The sequence below is a fragment of the Fictibacillus gelatini DSM 15865 genome (assembly GCF_000430745.1).
Classification (GTDB): domain Bacteria; phylum Bacillota; class Bacilli; order Bacillales; family Fictibacillaceae; genus Fictibacillus_A; species Fictibacillus_A gelatini.
In genome coordinates this window covers 233,221-250,771 of the sequence record NZ_AUMP01000003.1, presented here as the reverse complement: position 1 = coordinate 250,771, position 17,551 = coordinate 233,221, and the positions used below count along the sequence as shown (strand labels likewise).

General features: G+C 40.9%; 20 protein-coding genes. All 20 read right to left on the bottom strand.

All coding sequences use genetic code 11. From position 1 onward, the window contains the following. Nucleotides 1–52 precede the first annotated feature (52 nt). Entirely contained in the window at nt 53–1,315 is a 1,263-nt protein-coding gene (locus H538_RS0106770; protein WP_026676960.1) for a tetratricopeptide repeat protein, read from the bottom strand. 321 nt (nt 1,316–1,636) lie between these two features. Next, nucleotides 1,637–2,725 carry a histidinol-phosphate transaminase gene (gene hisC / locus H538_RS0106765; RefSeq protein ID WP_026676959.1) on the bottom strand — a complete coding sequence of 363 codons (1,089 nt, stop codon included), beginning with the start codon at nt 2,723–2,725 and terminating at the stop codon, nt 1,637–1,639. A 14-nt stretch (nt 2,726–2,739) separates the two neighbouring features. Then, the gene (gene trpA, locus H538_RS0106760) at nt 2,740–3,558 is read right to left on the bottom strand and encodes a tryptophan synthase subunit alpha (RefSeq protein ID WP_026676958.1); all 819 of its coding nucleotides are present in this window, start codon (nt 3,556–3,558) and stop codon (nt 2,740–2,742) included. Further along, complete coding sequence (gene trpB, locus H538_RS0106755; protein WP_026676957.1) at nt 3,545–4,753, bottom strand: tryptophan synthase subunit beta; 1,209 nt, start codon at nt 4,751–4,753, stop codon at nt 3,545–3,547. The genes trpA and trpB overlap by 14 nt, the downstream gene beginning before the upstream one ends. Further along, nucleotides 4,734–5,396, bottom strand: coding sequence for a phosphoribosylanthranilate isomerase (locus tag H538_RS0106750; protein WP_035350248.1), 663 nt, complete (start codon nt 5,394–5,396; stop codon nt 4,734–4,736). Before H538_RS0106750 ends, trpB begins: the two co-directional genes overlap by 20 nt. Next, entirely contained in the window at nt 5,383–6,141 is a 759-nt protein-coding gene (gene trpC / locus H538_RS0106745) for an indole-3-glycerol phosphate synthase TrpC (RefSeq protein ID WP_026676955.1), read from the bottom strand. Before trpC ends, H538_RS0106750 begins: the two co-directional genes overlap by 14 nt. Beyond that, nucleotides 6,122–7,147 carry an anthranilate phosphoribosyltransferase gene (trpD, locus tag H538_RS0106740; RefSeq protein ID WP_026676954.1) on the bottom strand — a complete coding sequence of 342 codons (1,026 nt, stop codon included), beginning with the start codon at nt 7,145–7,147 and terminating at the stop codon, nt 6,122–6,124. Before trpD ends, trpC begins: the two co-directional genes overlap by 20 nt. Before the next feature lie 280 nt (nt 7,148–7,427). Then, the gene (locus H538_RS0106735) at nt 7,428–8,219 is read right to left on the bottom strand and encodes a CheR family methyltransferase (RefSeq protein ID WP_026676953.1); all 792 of its coding nucleotides are present in this window, start codon (nt 8,217–8,219) and stop codon (nt 7,428–7,430) included. 57 nt (nt 8,220–8,276) lie between these two features. Continuing rightward, a complete protein-coding gene (ndk, locus tag H538_RS0106730) occupies nt 8,277–8,720 on the bottom strand; it encodes a nucleoside-diphosphate kinase (protein ID WP_026676952.1) in 444 nt (147 codons plus the stop codon). Nucleotides 8,721–8,818: 98 nt separating this feature from the next. Then, the gene (hepT, locus tag H538_RS0106725; RefSeq protein WP_026676951.1) at nt 8,819–9,784 is read right to left on the bottom strand and encodes a heptaprenyl diphosphate synthase component II; all 966 of its coding nucleotides are present in this window, start codon (nt 9,782–9,784) and stop codon (nt 8,819–8,821) included. A gap of 11 nt (nt 9,785–9,795) precedes the next feature. After that, the gene (locus tag H538_RS0106720; protein ID WP_026676950.1) at nt 9,796–10,647 is read right to left on the bottom strand and encodes a menaquinone biosynthetic enzyme MqnA/MqnD family protein; all 852 of its coding nucleotides are present in this window, start codon (nt 10,645–10,647) and stop codon (nt 9,796–9,798) included. Then, nucleotides 10,647–11,234 carry a UbiX family flavin prenyltransferase gene (locus H538_RS0106715; protein WP_026676949.1) on the bottom strand — a complete coding sequence of 196 codons (588 nt, stop codon included), beginning with the start codon at nt 11,232–11,234 and terminating at the stop codon, nt 10,647–10,649. Before H538_RS0106715 ends, H538_RS0106720 begins: the two co-directional genes overlap by 1 nt. Continuing rightward, nucleotides 11,216–12,097 (bottom strand): UbiA-like polyprenyltransferase, encoded by an 882-nt coding sequence (locus H538_RS0106710; RefSeq protein WP_026676948.1) that lies wholly within the window; start codon nt 12,095–12,097, stop codon nt 11,216–11,218. The genes H538_RS0106715 and H538_RS0106710 overlap by 19 nt, the downstream gene beginning before the upstream one ends. Before the next feature lie 14 nt (nt 12,098–12,111). Beyond that, the gene (locus H538_RS0106705) at nt 12,112–12,819 is read right to left on the bottom strand and encodes a demethylmenaquinone methyltransferase (protein ID WP_026676947.1); all 708 of its coding nucleotides are present in this window, start codon (nt 12,817–12,819) and stop codon (nt 12,112–12,114) included. Nucleotides 12,820–12,822: 3 nt separating this feature from the next. After that, nucleotides 12,823–13,524, bottom strand: coding sequence for a heptaprenyl diphosphate synthase component 1 (locus H538_RS23280; RefSeq protein ID WP_051291346.1), 702 nt, complete (start codon nt 13,522–13,524; stop codon nt 12,823–12,825). 96 nt (nt 13,525–13,620) lie between these two features. Further along, entirely contained in the window at nt 13,621–13,833 is a 213-nt protein-coding gene (mtrB, locus tag H538_RS0106695; RefSeq protein ID WP_035350342.1) for a trp RNA-binding attenuation protein MtrB, read from the bottom strand. 28 nt (nt 13,834–13,861) lie between these two features. After that, on the bottom strand, nt 13,862–14,443 hold the full coding sequence (gene folE / locus H538_RS0106690) for a GTP cyclohydrolase I FolE (RefSeq protein ID WP_407636379.1): 582 nt from the start codon (nt 14,441–14,443) through the stop codon (nt 13,862–13,864). Between the two features lie 176 nt (nt 14,444–14,619). Beyond that, nucleotides 14,620–14,892, bottom strand: coding sequence for an HU family DNA-binding protein (locus tag H538_RS0106685; protein ID WP_035350245.1), 273 nt, complete (start codon nt 14,890–14,892; stop codon nt 14,620–14,622). A gap of 218 nt (nt 14,893–15,110) precedes the next feature. Next, on the bottom strand, nt 15,111–16,589 hold the full coding sequence (gene spoIVA / locus H538_RS0106680; RefSeq protein WP_026676943.1) for a stage IV sporulation protein A: 1,479 nt from the start codon (nt 16,587–16,589) through the stop codon (nt 15,111–15,113). A gap of 247 nt (nt 16,590–16,836) precedes the next feature. Further along, nucleotides 16,837–17,547, bottom strand: a complete 711-nt coding sequence (locus H538_RS0106675) for a hypothetical protein (protein ID WP_026676942.1) — start codon at nt 17,545–17,547, stop codon at nt 16,837–16,839. Nucleotides 17,548–17,551: the final 4 nt, after the last annotated feature.

The following is a 17,551-nucleotide window of genomic DNA, read 5'->3' as shown; positions in this document are numbered from 1 at the left end:
TAGTATATTCTTGCCCGCCTTCATAAATCCTTCTAAACATGACGATTGTTTTCTAAAATTCGCTCATTCTCTCGATGATCTCTTCTAAATGATACGCTTCGGGATTAATCGTTAGCGCTTTTTTCAGAACGGTTTTTGCTTTGTCAGTCAGCCCTTCTTCAAGTAAGAAAAAGCCATACTCTTCAAGGAACTCTTCGTCGTTCACATAATGAAGAAATGCCGTATCATACGCTTTCATCGCTTCGTTATATTGTTCAAGTTCTCTATAGCCTGTAGCCAGATACCAATGAATTTCGGGGGCTTCTTCCCCGAGCTTCAACATCTCGTTCATCAATTCGACTAATTCATCAAAGCGCTCTTCTTTCTTTAAGATGGAAGCAAAATGAAATGCGGCTTCCAAATTGGAAGGATTTAATGCCATAATTTGACGTAAATACGCTTCCCCTTCTTCATTGTTATTCAATTTGTAGGCGAGTTTAGCCGCTTGAAGAAACATTTCTTCGTTATATTCATCTTTCTTCATTCCTTCTTTTAAAACTTCCATCGCCTCAACAAGCCCACCTTCTTCTTCATACGCACTTGAAAGAATGGGGTATAATGTAGTATAGTCCGGATCGAGATTTTTCAACTCGTTAAAAGCGTGGATCGCTTGCTTAAACTCGCCAACTTTGTAAGCGGTAAGTCCATACCCGAACAAGCTATGCAATTCTTTTTTCTTCTTTAAACCTTTCTTATAATAATCAAGAGAGGCTTCAAATTGCCCTGAACGGCTCAATGACTCTGCAAGCCGTAAATAAAGATCTTCTTTCGGAATATCTGATGGATACTTTTCCGCTTCTTGAAAAAATGCAGCACTTTTAATAAAATCACCGCGATCGAGATAAAACTCTCCAAGGGCATACGATAAAACCGGTTCCTCTGGTGCGCGCTTTTTCGCTTCCTGCAGCTTTCTTTCCGCTACTTCATACAACCCCTGGCTCTGGTATAAATCTGCTTGAAGCAAAAGTGCAGGCAAATAAGATGGATCATCCGGGGAAATTTGCGCCAGCACCGAAAGCGCCTCTTCTTCTCTGTCCATTTCGATATATAGTTCCGCCATTAAAATTTGCAAGTCCCCATCGTCCGGGTAATAAGCGGCTAATTCTTGAATCACATTTTCAGCATCTTGCAGAAGTCCCCAATTCATATATTGCTCTGCAATTTCGTAAAGTGTTTCATGGTCCGAGTTCTTTCTCATTTCACGAATAAGCGTAAGCCCCTCTTCAACGTGGCCCATTTCGACTAATTGAACTGCTTCATTTAGTTTATTCAACATGATTAAACTCCCTTTACTATAGTCAATTTCATTATACATGAGCCATAGGGTCTATTCCAAAACCGAGCATTGATCATGTATTTTGTAAGTTCTCCCCGCCTTTCTACTTCTTCTTACAGACAAGCTATGAATAATGCGGGCGCAATATTCATAAAATTCGAGGAGAAAAAGAAAAAGCCCTGACTTTGAAAGCGTTGTCAGGGAAATTTACAATATGGATAGGAGTGGAGAGAAACCATATTAGTTATATTATAACAAGATTTTCGAAAAAATCAACAATATTTTTCGAAAATTTAGAATATGACTCTCTCCTTATTTTTACTATCGTTCACTCAAAAACCGTTCCAGAAGGTGAATGATTCCATCATTTTGTTCCTTGGTTCCAACCGTTATCCGGACACAGGTTGGGAAACCAAGCGGGGTTCCCGAGCGGATGATATAACCTCTTTCCAGTAAATATTGAAACACGGCATCACCAGAGACGCCCATGTCGATCAAAATAAAGTTCGTTTCTGAAGGGTAATATGTTAATCCATTTTTCGAACAAAAATCATAATATTGCTGCAATCCTTTGCGATTTTTCCGGAAGCACTCTTCGATAAACACCTGATCGCCGATCGCCGCCATTGCTGCCTTCTGTGCGATTCTCGAAGTGTTAAACGGTTCTCTTGCCGGTTCCATCGCTGAAATGATCGATTCGTTTGCAATCCCATAACCAATCCTTAGAGCTGCCAGGCCGTATGCTTTTGAAAATGTGCGCAAGATGACAAGGTTAGGATATTCATTTAAGTAAGAAATCGTTTGAGGGTAGTCTTCGGCCTGGACATACTCATGATAAGCTTCATCACAAACAACGATTACATTTGACGGCACACTGGCCATCAACTTTTCAAAATCTTGCTCACGAATATAAGTGCCAGATGGGTTATTCGGATTACAAAGCCAGATGATCCTTGTCCGGTCATCGATAGCCCCGGCCATTCCTACAAGATCGTGATATCCGTTCATGAGAGGGACTTCCCTGATTTCGGCACCTTCAATCGTTGCATTATGGCGATATTGCGAGAAGGTCGGCGTCGCCATTACCGTGTTTGTATCCTTCGTTAAATAAGTTCGGCAAAGAAGCTGGATGACTTCATCTGAACCGTTCCCAAAAATAAGCTGCTCTTTTCTCACGTTTAAAAATGATGAAAGTTTTTCGCGAACCTCTAGGGCATATCCGTCCGGATAAAGGGGAAGACGGTTCATTTCTGACATCATTGCTTCCTTAACAAACGGTGAGCATCCGTATGGATTTTCATTTGATGCCAATTTCACAATTGATGTCAGGCCATATTCCCGTTTCACTTCCTCGATCGGTTTGCCAGGTTGATAAGGTTTTAATGTTCGTAATTGTTTCTTTGCTTGCATTATTGAAAACTCCTTTACCTGTAGACAAAGGAAGGGACTAGCGAAGAGACAAACTCTTCGAAACTCTCCAGCGCCTCCTTCCTTTTTTCTAATTGGATAAGTTCACGACCTAATTCTTCTATTTTTGATACAATCCGACTGCCTATGATGAATCCATCGCATAGATCGTTAAAGGACTGCATTTGTTCTTTGTTCGACAGGCCAAAGCCAATGAGAACCGGGACGTTGCTATACTCCTTTGCTTTTTTGAGAAATACGTCCAAATCACTTGAAAGCTCGCGCCTGACACCGGTTACCCCGAGAGAGGAAATACAATATAAAAAGCCTTTAGCAGAATGGCCGATTTGCTTTAGCCGCTCTTTAGAAGTTGTCGGTGCAACGAGAGAAATAAATGAAATCCCTTTGTTTTGGCACTGTTGGCGTAATTCGCCGCTTTCTTCAAAAGGAAGATCTGGAACGAGCAGTCCATCAATATCATTTTCACTTGCTAAAGCAAAAAAGCGTTCCTCTCCTAATTGTAACAAAAGATTGTAATAAGTAAAGATAATAACCGGAATCTTTAACCCTTTTTCTCTCATAGAAGAGACGAGTTTCATCGCCTTCTCCAGCGTCATTCCAGCTTGAAGTGCCCGAGAGGATGCCCTTTGAATGACAGGGCCGTCCGCTAATGGATCAGAGTATGGAATGCCAAGTTCAATCGCATCTGCCCCGACCTTCTCAAGGCTTAAAGCAAGTTCAACTGTTATTTCACTCGTAGGGTCACCTGCGGTAATAAATGGAACAAATAATGGCTTTTCGCCTTTTTCAAACCGTTCGAATCTACTTGCTCCCATCATGAAACTCCTCTCTTTCAAACAATGTATGGACATCTTTATCCCCTCTGCCTGACAGGCAAACGAGGATGCTTTGATCAACTGACATTGCTTTTGCTTCTTTGATTGCCTGCGCTATAGCATGTGCGCTTTCAATGGCACAAATGATACCTTCATCCGTACATAAAATGGACAACGCTTCTAGAGCTTCATCATCCGTAATGCTAACATATTCCGCTCTCCCCGAATGTTTTAAATAAGCGTGTTCAGGTCCGACACCTGGATAGTCAAGCCCCGCTGAAATCGAGTATGGTTCTTGAATTTGTCCATCTTCGGTCTGTAAAAGATACGTGATGGAACCGTGGATGACCCCGAGCGTTCCTTTCGCCATTGTAGCTGCATGCTCTTCGGTGTCCAATCCTTTACCCGCTGCTTCCACACCGATTAGCTTCACCTTGTCTTCTTCAATAAAAGGAGAGAACATTCCAATTGCGTTACTTCCGCCTCCGACACAGGCAATGATCGCATCTGGCAACTTTCCATGATTCAATTGTTTAAATTGCTGTTTTGCTTCTTTTCCAATGATACTTTGAAACTCCCTTACAATGTACGGATATGGATGAGGGCCGACTACAGACCCGATTAAATAAAAAGTGTCATCTACAGATCCTACCCACTGCCTGATCGCTTCATTTGTCGCATCTTTCAGCGTTCCAGTTCCGCTTGTCACCGGAATGACTTCGGCTCCTAGTAGCTTCATGCGGAAAACATTTAATGCCTGGCGTTTAATATCCTCCTCACCCATGAATACTTTGCACTTAAGGCCATAACGCGCCGCAGCCGTAGCAGCCGCAACACCATGCTGGCCGGCGCCTGTTTCGGCGATGATTTTCTTTTTCCCCATTCTTTTTGCGAGGAGCGCCTGTCCGATGGCGTTATTAATTTTGTGCGCCCCTGTATGGTTTAAATCTTCCCTTTTCAAATAAATTTTTGCGCCGCCAAGCCTTTCGGTTAAATGAGACGCAAATGTAATCGGTGTCGGTCTGCCGGAATAGTCAATCAATTCATTTGAGACGTTTTCGATAAAAAGAGGATCTTCCATCGCATCATGAAATCCTCTTTCTAGTTCTTCTAATGCAAACATCACTGTTTCCGGCACAAATTTTCCGCCGAACATTCCGTAGCGGCCGCGGGTGTCAGGATATACGTTGATCATGTAAAACGACCTGCCTTTCCAATTGAAGTATGATCTCTTTATTTTTTTCACCATTTTTCTCTATTCCGCTGGATACATCGATTCCGTGCGGTTCATATTTGAGCAGCTGGCTTATATTTCTTTCCGTGATTCCTCCGGCGATAAAGCATGGGACTTTTTGCCTTTCAGCTTCTTTCATATAAACAGGAATACTTTCCCAGTTAAATGTCATTCCTGTTCCACCGTACTTGCCATCCGCTTTCGTGTCGATAATAAACCCATCTGCCATTCCTTCTAGTGCTTTCATTTTGCTTAGCGCATCCTCTTGATGGTGGATCGCTTTCCAAACCGTTTTGCCGGTTACTTTTTTCAGCCATGCTAGTTGTTCAACTGGCTCATCGCCATGGCATTGAATGACATCTAAATTAACGATCGATAAAAGATGCTTGATATTCTCGGGTTCTTCGTTTACGAAGACACCGACTGTTTTTTGCTGTAACGGAGAAACGTTCTCCAGCCATTTGGAAACTTCGCTGGCCTCCACTTTTCTTTTGCTTTTAGCAAAGACAAAACCAATAAAATCAGCTTTTGTCTTTGCGATTGTCTGTAAATCAGCAAGCGACCTGCACCCGCAATATTTAATAAGCCTTCTAATTTTCTCCATATAGCGCTTTTATCCCTTCTTGTGGTGAACGTGCCCTCATTAATGCCTCTCCGACTAGAATGCCATGTGCTCTACAATCACTGATAAATTGAATATCTTCGGGCTTATGAATGCCGCTTTCACTAATGCAGAGACAGCCTTCAGGGACATGTTGTATAATCGTTTCAGTGGTCTTAATCGATGTTTGAAATGTCGTTAAATCCCGGTTATTGATGCCAATCAATTTTGGCGTAAATTCATGCAAACAATCGTACAGTTCTTTTGCGGAATGGATTTCAACTAAACATTCCAATCCAAGCTCCTGTGCCATTTTATATAAAGCGTGAAGTTTTTTGGGCGAAAGAGCTGCGGCGATAAGCAGAATCGCGTCGGCTCCGATGCTGCTTGATTCCTCCACCTGACGTTCATCAATAATAAAATCTTTACGCAATATCGGCAAAGCCACTGCCTTTTTGATTTCTGTCAAATAATGATTGGACCCTTGAAAAAAGCGTTCGTCTGTTAACACCGATATTGCATCCGCGCCCGCCTTTTCATAGCTGACTGCAATATCAACAGGCACGAAGTTTTCTTTTATGATACCTTTAGAGGGTGACGCTTTTTTCACTTCTGCGATTAAGGCGGGTTTTCTATTCCCGTTTTGAATAGCTTGAATAAGGGATCGTTTTTTTCCTGGCACGCGCTTGAACTGACGTGGAAGTTCGTCAATTTCTCGTTTTTTCTGTTCAAGAATTTGTTGCAGCATATTGTTCACCTCTTATCGATTCATAATGCCCAAAAGCAGTTCCTGATCGAAGGATTTCCTTCACCATTTTTACACCTTCTTGAATAGTTGAAACATAATCGGACGCATAAAGAGCGACCCCCGCATTATACGCGACGATATTGTTTGCAACCTCCGCCCCGTTCCCGGCGAGCACGGATAAAATGACCTTCGCGCTTTCCGATATGGACGAAACCGTTATGTCTTCCAATTTACCTACTGTCAAGCCGACGTCTTCTGGAGTAAGGGTATATGTCCGCACCCTTCCATCATTCACTTCATAAAAGCGAGTTGGAGCAGAAATAGAACATTCATCCAGACCATCAAGGCCGCTTACAACGACAACCTTATTTAATCCAAGATTTAAAGCGGCCTCAGAAATCGTTTTTGCCGCCCTCTCGTTAAATGCCCCGATTAGCTGATGGGTTGGGAAAGCCGGGTTGCACAATGGGCCAAGTAAATTAAACGCCGTGCGAAATGAAAGTTTTTTTCTCGTCGGACCGGCAAATTTTAATGATGGGTGAAAAATAGGCGCAAATAAAAAGCACAATGAATGCTGTTCAAGTTGACGGGAAGCTTCATCTGGAGTTTCTGGAACAGATATACGAAGTTCGCGGAGGACATCTGCACTTCCACTTTTCGACGTCACAGCAGAATTTCCGTGTTTTGCAACTTTAATACCTAAGGAAGACAAAATGATGGCAGAGACTGTCGATATATTAAAGGTTGATGAGCCATCTCCGCCTGTTCCACACGTATCAATGACCCGGGTTTGGCGATGCGTGATTTTGGTTGCCCTCTCTCGTACGCATTCCGCAAATCCCGTTAGTTCATCAACCGTTTCCCCGCGAAAACGAAGAACGGTTAGTAAGCTGGACAACTCCGCCTCTGTAACATGACCGTCCAGTATTAAACTCATCATGGAATACGCTTCTTCCCTGGAAAACGTCTCACCTGCTACCCCTTTTTGCAACATTTCTCTAAACATAAACATCCACCTTTCTTTTGTATTTTTCATCTAAAGAAAGGGGAGTCTAACCGGAATTCAGAAAGGAAGAGGGTCTTTTTATCATGGGCCAATTCACCTCCGCTAAGGAGAATGAATGGAGAAGGTAATGAGGAAATTAAAAAAACCGTACGCCAAAGACGCACGGATACTATGTAGCTCTAATCCTCGTCTATGCTCCACTCTTCATTCTCATCTAAACTAATCTCTAAACTCTCTCAGGCTATCCTTATAAGAAAGATAGTACAGATTGAATCGTTTGTCAATTCAAAAATTGATTTTTTTTATAAAAAAAGGGCTCTGCCGCTTCCAGTCCATATGTGGAAGGATTGAAGATTTGCTCGGTGCTTCCGACAAATAAAAACCCTCCTGGACGCAGCGCTCTACTAAATTTTTGATACAGCTCATTCTTCGCTTCCTCTGTAAAATAAATCATCACATTTCTACAAATGATGAGGTCATAATTACCGTCGAACGAATCGGCCAACAAATTATGTTTTTTAAACTGGATCGGTTTTTTCACATCGTCTCGAATAACATAGCCCATCTCATTTTTCATAAAATAGGATCGTAAAATTTCTTTTGGGACGTCAGACAGCGATCGTTCGAAATAAAAGCCTTTCTCCGCCTGTTTTAAAGCCTGGTCATCAAGATCTGTTGCAAGTATGGAAAAAGACTGCTGTTTCAGAGAACGTGAAAGGATGATGGAAATCGTATACGGTTCTTCTCCTGTTGAACAGGCCGCACTCCAAATTTTCAGCCTTGACCTCCCTTTTGCTAATTGGGGCAAGATCTTTTGTTCCAGCACTTCCCAACGCTTTGGATTTCTGTAAAATTCCGATACATTTATCGTTACTCGATCAAAGAATTCTTCAAGCAGTGATTCGTCTTTCGTAAGCGCATCGAAAAATGCCGTAAAGTTTTTGTAATTTTTTTTATCCCTAAATGAAGTCAGCCTCCGTTTCATTTGCGCTTCTTTATAAAGGGATAAGTCAATTCCCGTTTTCTTTTTTATTTTCTCTATAAATGTTGCATAATCTCGATCTACTTCCATTATTCATCCCCCATAAAAAAACCGGAGTGAAAACTCCACTCCGGTTAAATGGACAGTTTAAGCCCAGGCTGAAATCGTTTTTTCATAGTCAACTAATTCTTCTTCTTTGAAAAAGAGAGCGATTTCTCTCTTCGCACTTTCCGGAGAATCTGATCCATGAATCACATTGTTGCTTACACGTACCGCAAAATCTCCACGAATCGTTCCAGGTGCCGCTTCTGCCGGATTGGTTTTACCCATCATATTGCGGGCCGTAGCAATCACTCCTTCTCCTTGCCAAACCATCGCAAAAACCGGACCGGATGTGATAAAATCAACAAGCTCTCCGAAAAACGGACGTTCCTTATGTTCACCGTAATGCTGTTCAGCCAATTCACGGGAAATGCTCATTAATTTAGCGCCAACAAGTTGAAATCCTTTTTTCTCAAATCTGGAAACGATTTCACCAATTAAATTGCGTTGCACGCCGTCTGGTTTTACCATTAAAAATGTTTTTTCCATCTGTTAGTCTCTCCTTCTTTATGTACTTTTCGTTGGATCTTATGAAAGATTGTAATCCACAAAAAATACTATCAAAAATTGCATCAATGCGCAATGTGTTAAAATTTACGTTTTCCAATATATTTCGCAATTTTGATTAAACTAGTTTTTGCCTGTCCGCCAGGAAGCTTATTCACCGCAAGAAAAGCCCTGTCAAGATACACATTTGCGATGTTCGAAGCATATTCAACCGAACCGTTTTCCTTAATTTCTTGAATGAGGCGCTGCAACGTACGATCATCAAACGTTTTATAGTATTGTTTGATTTCATCGACAATTTCTGGACGGTTTTTCATCGTATGCAAAACCGGCAGCGTAATATTTCCTTGCTTTAAGTCCCCTCCAGCCGGTTTTCCAAGTTGCTTTTCAGTTCCTGTAAAATCCAAAATATCGTCGGTGATTTGATAAGCCATACCTACTGAATAACCGAAATTGAACAATTCTCGCTGATAATTGAGAGGCGCATTTGTTGAAATCGCACCAAGTTGGCAGCTCATGGCTATAAGCAAAGCTGTTTTACGTTTAATTCTACGCAAATAATGCCTGAAATGTTGATTTAAATCGTACTGTTCTTTAATTTGTTGAATTTCACCAATGCACATTTCTTTAAAACAATGGGCTAAAATTTGATGAGCCCTTGGAATTTGAATATGTGTAATTTGTTCAAGTGCCCTGGCAAACATAAAATCACCGGTATACATGGCCACTTTATTATCGTACATTGATTTAACCGTTTTCTCTCCTCGTCGTAAATCAGCATCATCGATTACATCATCATGGACAAGAGAAGCCATATGTATTAACTCGAGTGCAACAGCAACACGTTTGACGATTTCAATATTATAATCGCCAAAATGTGCGGATAATAGCACAAAAACAGGGCGAATCCGTTTCCCGCCTGCTTTCAACAGCTGCCGGCCTGCATCTTCTAAAATAGGATGTTCGGCGCTTACGCTTAACTCAAGTTCATTTTCAATCAATTGGAGATCTTTTTTAATATGTCGATATAAGTCCGTTAGTTTCATCATTTTTTCACCTAAATACCTTGTAAGGAGTAATCGATAAATTTAATTTGGGGCTTCTTGTTCAGCAGCTTGCTTTTTTGAGCAAGCTCGTAATAATATTGCAATCCCTTTCGATGTTCTTCATTAAAATCATAATTTAATCCTTTAAAATAGCTGGACCAATAATGAAAGTCGCCTCCATGCTGTTGAATAATAAGGGGGATCATTTCTGAATATTGATTTTGCCGGTTCAGTTCTTTGCTTTCTTGCATTTCAGAAAGCAGCTCAAGAAGCAGCGCTTTTTGCCTTTCGATCACTTCATTTCGAACCGCCATAACCGCAAACGTCATCGGAAGGCCTGTGAATTTATACCATTCAGCTCCAAGATCGTACGTGTAAACCGAACTTTTCTTTTCATTCCAAGCTGCTTTAATTGCATCATCACCAATAAGTAAGCATGCATTATAGTTTTCCATCATCCATCCATAGTTCGGCTTCATCATATGGTAGTCTACATCAATTTTATAAAAGTCAGCCAATATAATCTTCAATAAATTTACGGAAGTTGCAGAACTCGATGTTAAAGCGATCGTATCGCCGGCGAGCATGTCAATCGGTTTTTTTGAAAATAAAAAGATAGAACGTACTCTTCCGAAAGAAGACACGGATAAGTTCGGCAAGAGTGAATAACGGTCACTATTTTCTCCGTATGAAAAGGAAGATATCCCTCCTAAATCGATTAACCCCTGTTCCATTTTCCGATTAAGCTCTGTCGGAATTTGTGGAACAAATGACACATTATTCGCAGCCAGGCGCTCGCGATTCAGGTAAAAAAAAAGCGGAAGTATGTTAGTATAGCTTATTTCGCCGATCCTTAATCCCATTAGTCTCCCCACCTTGTAAATAGATCATGGTGTACACCGAGGGTATCCATTACTTTTCCTACAAGAAAATTAACGATATCATCAAGTGTTTTCGGTAAATGATAAAAACCAGGCATGGCAGGTACGATCTTGCCGCCCGCATCCGTCACTTTCAACATATTTTCAAGGTGAATTCGGTTAAGCGGGGTTTCTCTCGGAACAAGCAGTAATTTACGTCCTTCTTTTAACATAACGTCAGCCGTGCGTTCCAATAAATTACCGGAAGCACCATTTGCAATTCCCGATAACGTTCCCATTGAACACGGCATGATGACCATCCCTTTATTCTGGTAGGATCCTGAAGCGATGGGCGCATTAAAATCTCTCAGCGTATGATAATGGAGTTCGCCATTTTCCGATTGAAAATGAGTATTAATAATCGTTGTGCGGTCTTCGGTATTCCAACCGAGCTCCTCCCGAAATACTTGCCATCCTGCTTCTGTCACAATTAAATGGATACGGCAACCGGCTTTTAGCAATTCCTGAACGAGACGGACTCCATAAATCGCCCCGCTTGCACCCGTAATTCCTACTGTGAAAATTTCCATAGCAATAAATCTCCTAGTGAAAAGATGAACATAGCGACACTCAAAATTCCATTCATATTAAAGAATGCGACATTGACTTTTGATAAATTGTTTGGTGAAATGATGGAATGTTCATAAATCATGAGCCCGCCCGAAACAATAACGCCAATAAAATAAATCCAGCCTAACTCAGGTGTTATCCATCCTAATGACAAGTAGGCTATAAACGTAATGACATGAAAACATCTTGAAATCATTAGCGCCCGCGGGATTCCGAAATAGGAAGGGATTGAATATAAGCCTCTTTTTTTGTCAAATTCTGCATCTTGCGTCGCATAAATGACATCAAATCCGGCAATCCAAAATGTCACTCCGATAAAAAGGATAAAAGCTGGCCACGATAAAGTACCTGTTGCTCCAACCCATCCTCCGAGCGGTGCAATTCCGTCTGTAATTCCGAGCACGATATGACACAAAAATGTAAACCGTTTTGTAAACGAATAAATAATAAGAAAAAGAGCTGCAATCGGCAATAATTGAACACAAAGCCAATTGAGCATATAACAGCTTACAAGTAATAAAATAAATGAAAGCGCAATAAATATATAGACTTCCGTTTTACTAATAAGCTTTGCCGGAATGGCGCGCATGGAAGTCCGCGGATTCTTTTGATCAATCTTTTCATCAATGACCCGGTTTAAAGACATTGCGATATTTCTTGCCCCGACCATCGCAAGCGTAATCCATACCCATTCCGATAGAGTCGGGAACGTCCCCTCTTCCACAACGCTGCCAAGTATTGCTCCTATATAAGCAAAAGGCAAAGCAAATAACGTATGTTCAAATTTAATCATCTCAAGGATGATCTTCAGTTTCTTAACCACATAAATCTCTCTTTCTATTTTTGTTTTATTCCCATATGCATGGCTGCCGCCCCGAACGAATATGGCTTTACCACAACGGATACAAAGCCCGCTTTTTCAAATAATTCCTTCAACTCTTCCCTGTTAAGAAATTCCCCGGCGGATTCTTGCAGCCATGAATATTCGTTATAGCTCCTTGCAAACAATTTCCCGATGAACGGCATCACTACCGAAAAATAAAAGTTAAAACATTGTTTAATGACAGGGGTTGTTATTTGCGAAGTTTCAAGACAAACAACTTTCCCTCCAGGTTTTACAACCCGATGCATTTCTTTTACTGCCTGGAAATAGTCTGGCACATTTCTCAGGCCAAAACCGATCGTAACGACATCAAACGAATTGTCTTCAAACGGCAATTCCATGGCATTTCCGTAACGAAGCTCTACATTTTTCAGTTGCAGTTTGTCGATTTTTTCCTGTCCAACTTTAAGCATATTGCGGCTAAAGTCAAGGCCGACAACCTTCCCCGTCTCCCCTACTGCCTGGCTTAGCGCGATGCTCCAATCACCGGTACCGCAGCAAACGTCAAGCGCTTTATCCCCTTCCTTCACATTCATGCGCCGCATCGTATCTTTGCGCCATCTTGTATGCTGGTTAAAGCTAATAATATTATTCATAAAATCATATTGTTTTGATATTTTTTCAAATACGGAATGTACACGTTCTTCTTTCGGTTGTGTCATTTTTTACCCTTCTCCAAGCTGCGCATGTTTTTTCCCAAGTAAGGAATTCATTCGATTTTGCACTACAGATTGTAGCATCACTGGTACTTCTATCGATTGAAGGCGCTTAATAGATGAATCGATCTCTTGTTGAATTAATTTACCGGCCCGTACATGTTCCTTCCAATCGGAAGCGCAGGAAATAAATAAAAAATGAGAGATAAAGGAGGTGAATTTTCCCATCCCAAGATGTTCTGCCACTTCCATCAATAAGGAAATTTCAATCCCTTTTTTAGCAGCCAGCCATTCGTCCGGAAGAAGTTCCTCGGCATGATGGACTTTCATTTTATATTCATTGATTTTCCGAATTCCTTCGGCAAGAGCACGGATAAACGCGATGTCTTCAATCTCTGCAAGTAAATCATAGTAGAGACTGCTATAATAATCTCCCGCAAGAACGAGAAGTTGCCGCATTTTTTTATTTTCGCCCGATATATTCAAAATTTCTTCGTGCGTATCAAGGGCAAGCTGTACAAGCATAATCGAACAATAATACTCTCCGAGAAGCTCTTCTTGAAAACCTTTTTCCCTGAGCAGCCAGTATGCAAGGATAGCCTTGTCGCTATTGATAAGGGGAACGTTGACATATTCCTTTAAATACGAATGTTCCAATTTCTCCATTACGAGCTGGTTTAATTTATTCACTTCTTCATGGTTGAATTTCATGTCTTTTCCCCCACATTTAACTATCAAAAAACCTATATGTATTATACCATTTATAAACTAATTTTTTTCAATAAAATAAAAGCAGGAATCCTGCTTTTAAGCTTCTGTATCGACAACACCATGCCGAGTATAGATGACAGCTTTTCCTCTAACTTTAACAGCTGAGGTATGATCGGTAAATTGAGCGATCATCACTTCACCTTTATCCAGCTTTTCAGAATGATGAAATCTTGTTTCTGTTCCTCTTGTTAAACCAATGACGTTTACACCATTTTCTTTTGCTTTAATCACAAAAAAGTCATTGTCCATCTCTTTCACCCTTTTTCACTCCATTTCACTATGCCCGAATTAAGCCAAGCACTTCTGCTCTTGCAGCCGCATCACTCGCAAAAACACCCCGTACAGCTGAAGTAATCGTTTTTGAACCTGGTTTCTTCACGCCTCGCATTGTCATGCACATATGCTCAGCTTCAACAACGACCATTACTCCATAAGGTGACAATGTTTCGAGAATAGCGTTCGCAACATCTGTCGTTATTCTTTCCTGCAGCTGCGGCCGACGTGTTACCGCTTCAACGGCTCTTGCCAATTTGCTTAAGCCTGTCACTTTACCACCCTTTGGAATATAGGCAACATGAGCTTTCCCAAAAAAAGGCACAAGATGGTGTTCGCACATCGAATAAAACGGTATATCTTTTACAAGAACAAGTTCTTCATGTTCTTCTCCAAATATGGTTGCGAAGTATTCTTTCGGATCTTGATTCAATCCTTGAAAAACTTCTTCATACATTTTTGCAACACGTTTCGGTGTATCAAGCAGCCCTTCACGGGTCGGATCCTCCCCGATTGCTTCTAAAATCATTCGCACTGCCTGTTCTATTTTTTCACGATCAAATTCCGTCAAGGTTTTTTCCTCCATTCAAATCAGACCACGTCAAGTCGATTCTAGCATATGTATCAGGAAATCGCAAAGTTAGAAAAACGCTATAGTGTTTTCAGGCTGGCCGAGAATCTTGCCAGCCCTTAGGAAACTATCGATTCCTTAAATATAAAAAAACCGCAAAATTTGCGGTTTTTAATGCCCTATGTATAAGCTTATTTTACAGCATCCTTAAGGGCTTTTCCAGGTTTGAAAGCAGGCACCTTGCTTGCTGCAATTTCGATTTCTTCACCAGTTTGTGGGTTGCGTCCCTTACGAGCGGCACGCTCACGAACTTCGAAGTTACCAAAACCGATAAGTTGAACTTTATTACCTTCCTTTAATGTTTCAGTAATTGCTTCAAATACAGCATCAACTGCTTTTGATGCATCTTTTTTGGAAAGTTCAGTTTGCTCAGCTACTGCATTTACGAGATCAGTCTTGTTCATTCCATTCACCTCCTCTCAAGTACCATTCGATATTCATTCATTTATATATATCGGAATTTGCGGAACTACTTTAAGAGGTCTATGCAATTTTTATTTTGCATGTAACAAGCCTTATATTAACCGATAAACCGCAAGAATTCAATCGTTTTTGTCGATTATTAACGAAATTCCGGTTTTTTATACAAAAAAACGAAGTGGAAATGATCCACTCCGCACTTTTATAAAATAATGGCGATTAAACCTCCAGAACCTTCATTGATGATTCGTTCCAGCGTTTCTTTTAATTTATACCTTGCGTTTTCAGGCATTAAAGCAATTTTTCCTTGAATTCCTTCGCGAACAATCGAGTTAAGCGATCTGCCAAATATATCGGAGTTCCAAATGGAAAGCGGGTCTTCCTCAAAATCTTGCATTAAATAACGCAGCATTTCTTCACTTTGTTTCTCCGTTCCTATGATTGGAGCAAATTCGGACTCTACATCTACTTTAATCATATGAATGGAAGGTGCAATGGCTTTAAGCCTTACCCCGAACCTCGAGCCCTGGCGGATGATTTCCGGTTCATCCAAACTCATATCTGATAAAGCAGGTGCCGCAATTCCGTAACCGGTTTGTTTTACCATTCTCAAGGCGTCGGCCACCTGATCGTATTCCGCTTTCGCATAGGCAAATTCCTGCATGAGCTGCAATAGATGGTCTTTTCCTCTTATTTCAACGCCAACCACTTCTTTTAAAATTTGATCATACAGATCATCCGGGGCAAACAAATCAATTTCAGCAATCCCTTGCCCCATTTCAATCCCTGCTAATCTTGCATCATCGATAAATTCAAATTCACTAAAGCTGCCTACGACCCTGTCTACGTCCCGAAGCCGCTTAATATCTTTTACCGTTTCACGAACTGCTTCTTCATAACTTTCCCTTAACCAATGCTCTTCCCGGAGAACCATTACCCAGCTCGGCAAGTTGACATTCACTTCAAGTACCGGGAATTCATAGAGAACTTCACGTAATACATTGTTTATATCATGCTCTGTCATTCCTTCTACACTGATGGCGAGCACCGGAATGTCATACTTTTCGGCTAAATCTCTGCGAAGTTGTTCCGTGTCGGGATGATGCGGCTGTACCGAATTGATGATTAAAATAAATGGCTTGCCGACTTCTTTTAATTCTTCAACCACACGCTCTTCAGCTTCAATATAATCGTGCCTTGGGATTTCTCCAATCGTTCCATCTGTTGTGACAACAACGCCAAGAGTGGAATGCTCTTGAATGACTTTGCGTGTGCCGATTTCTGCTGCCTCATGGAAAGGTATAGGCTCGTCATACCATGGAGTGTGAATCATTCTCGGACCGTTTTCATCTTCGTATCCTTTTGCGCTTGGAACCGCATAGCCGACGCTGTCGACAAGTCTTATATTGACATCCAGCCCTTCGGCGACATGAATTCTAACGGCATTGTTCGGGACAAATTTTGGTTCGGTTGTCATAATCGTTTTTCCTGCTGCGCTTTGCGGCAATTCGTCCTGAGCGCGCTGGCGGTCTGCTTCATTTTGAATATTCGGTAATACTACTAATTCCATAAACCGTTTAATAAAGGTGGATTTCCCGGTACGTACTGCACCGACTACACCGAGATAAATGTCGCCTCCGGTTCTTTCAGCGATATCTTTAAAAATATCGATTTTTTCCATTTGTTTCCCTCCCGATCCAAATAAATTCCGGATGCTATCTTGGACAATACATATTTATGATGTTGTCCTAAAAATATGATAGGAGGCGAAAGATTTTTTAAATCACCTTCACATTGCATTTAGACCGGGAGAGAAGCACATGACGTGATCTTCCAGGATAATCGGTCTCTTCTTATACGCAAGATGGGGTATAAAAAAATCTCTCCTCCTTTTCTATGAATGTATTAGAAAAGAGGAGAGTTCATGACTACTTTGTTAAAAATACCGGTTCATTCTTTTTCACCGTATATGGAACGGAAAATGCAGGGACAAAATTCGAATGATCTACTAAAATATCGCGAATATCCTGGCCTGTTTTATAGTGGTGTTTATACTTATGCAATGCTTCGTACAAGTCCATTGAATAATCGACATAAACGTTATATTTGCTATCGATAATCAGCGGAAGATGTTTGCCGGAAAATGGACTGACGACAAAAGGTTCAGACTTTAGCCCTAATTCTTTATAATTTAAAGTAAAGTACCCATTTCCTAACACGTGTTCGAACGGTGGATACTTATTCCTTCGTATGTAATCTTTTAAGCGCATGTCAAACTCCTGTACCCTGTTTACTGTAACTAGATCAATGAGTTTGACTTTCGGTTTTGTTTCAGCATCCACTAACACATACTGAAACGTCCCCCCATTTTCATAGGAATTCCCGGGTGGCTTTTGCATATATTTAGGAATCAATCTACCAAAATCAATTCGGTATTTTTCATAAATACCTGTAGATTGATCACTATTTTTAATCGGCAGGATTGAAGTATCTTTATGATAATCTTCTACAGCCGATTGAACTGATTGAATTTGATCTTTATACGGAATTCGATTTTCGGCCCTCTGGTCATTTGGATAAAGACAACCGGATAAAGTAAAAACGAGACCGATCATACATAACGCCATTAATTTTTTCATTCGT

Coding starts and splice junctions, on each gene's coding strand:
- H538_RS0106770 (WP_026676960.1), bottom strand. CDS start 1,315: ATGTTGAATAAACTAAATGAAGCAGTTCAATTAGTCGAAATGGGCCAC.
- hisC (WP_026676959.1), bottom strand. CDS start 2,725: ATGCAAGCAAAGAAACAATTACGAACATTAAAACCTTATCAACCTGGC.
- trpA (WP_026676958.1), bottom strand. CDS start 3,558: ATGGGAGCAAGTAGATTCGAACGGTTTGAAAAAGGCGAAAAGCCATTA.
- trpB (WP_026676957.1), bottom strand. CDS start 4,753: ATGATCAACGTATATCCTGACACCCGCGGCCGCTACGGAATGTTCGGC.
- H538_RS0106750 (WP_035350248.1), bottom strand. CDS start 5,396: ATGGAGAAAATTAGAAGGCTTATTAAATATTGCGGGTGCAGGTCGCTT.
- trpC (WP_026676955.1), bottom strand. CDS start 6,141: ATGCTGCAACAAATTCTTGAACAGAAAAAACGAGAAATTGACGAACTT.
- trpD (WP_026676954.1), bottom strand. CDS start 7,147: ATGTTTAGAGAAATGTTGCAAAAAGGGGTAGCAGGTGAGACGTTTTCC.
- H538_RS0106735 (WP_026676953.1), bottom strand. CDS start 8,219: ATGGAAGTAGATCGAGATTATGCAACATTTATAGAGAAAATAAAAAAG.
- ndk (WP_026676952.1), bottom strand. CDS start 8,720: ATGGAAAAAACATTTTTAATGGTAAAACCAGACGGCGTGCAACGCAAT.
- hepT (WP_026676951.1), bottom strand. CDS start 9,784: ATGAAACTAACGGACTTATATCGACATATTAAAAAAGATCTCCAATTG.
- H538_RS0106720 (WP_026676950.1), bottom strand. CDS start 10,647: ATGGGATTAAGGATCGGCGAAATAAGCTATACTAACATACTTCCGCTT.
- H538_RS0106715 (WP_026676949.1), bottom strand. CDS start 11,234: ATGGAAATTTTCACAGTAGGAATTACGGGTGCAAGCGGGGCGATTTAT.
- H538_RS0106705 (WP_026676947.1), bottom strand. CDS start 12,819: ATGACACAACCGAAAGAAGAACGTGTACATTCCGTATTTGAAAAAATA.
- H538_RS23280 (WP_051291346.1), bottom strand. CDS start 13,524: ATGAAATTCAACCATGAAGAAGTGAATAAATTAAACCAGCTCGTAATG.
- mtrB (WP_035350342.1), bottom strand. CDS start 13,833: ATGGACAATGACTTTTTTGTGATTAAAGCAAAAGAAAATGGTGTAAAC.
- folE (WP_407636379.1), bottom strand. CDS start 14,443: ATGGAGGAAAAAACCTTGACGGAATTTGATCGTGAAAAAATAGAACAG.
- H538_RS0106685 (WP_035350245.1), bottom strand. CDS start 14,892: ATGAACAAGACTGATCTCGTAAATGCAGTAGCTGAGCAAACTGAACTT.
- spoIVA (WP_026676943.1), bottom strand. CDS start 16,589: ATGGAAAAAATCGATATTTTTAAAGATATCGCTGAAAGAACCGGAGGC.
- H538_RS0106675 (WP_026676942.1), bottom strand. CDS start 17,547: ATGAAAAAATTAATGGCGTTATGTATGATCGGTCTCGTTTTTACTTTA.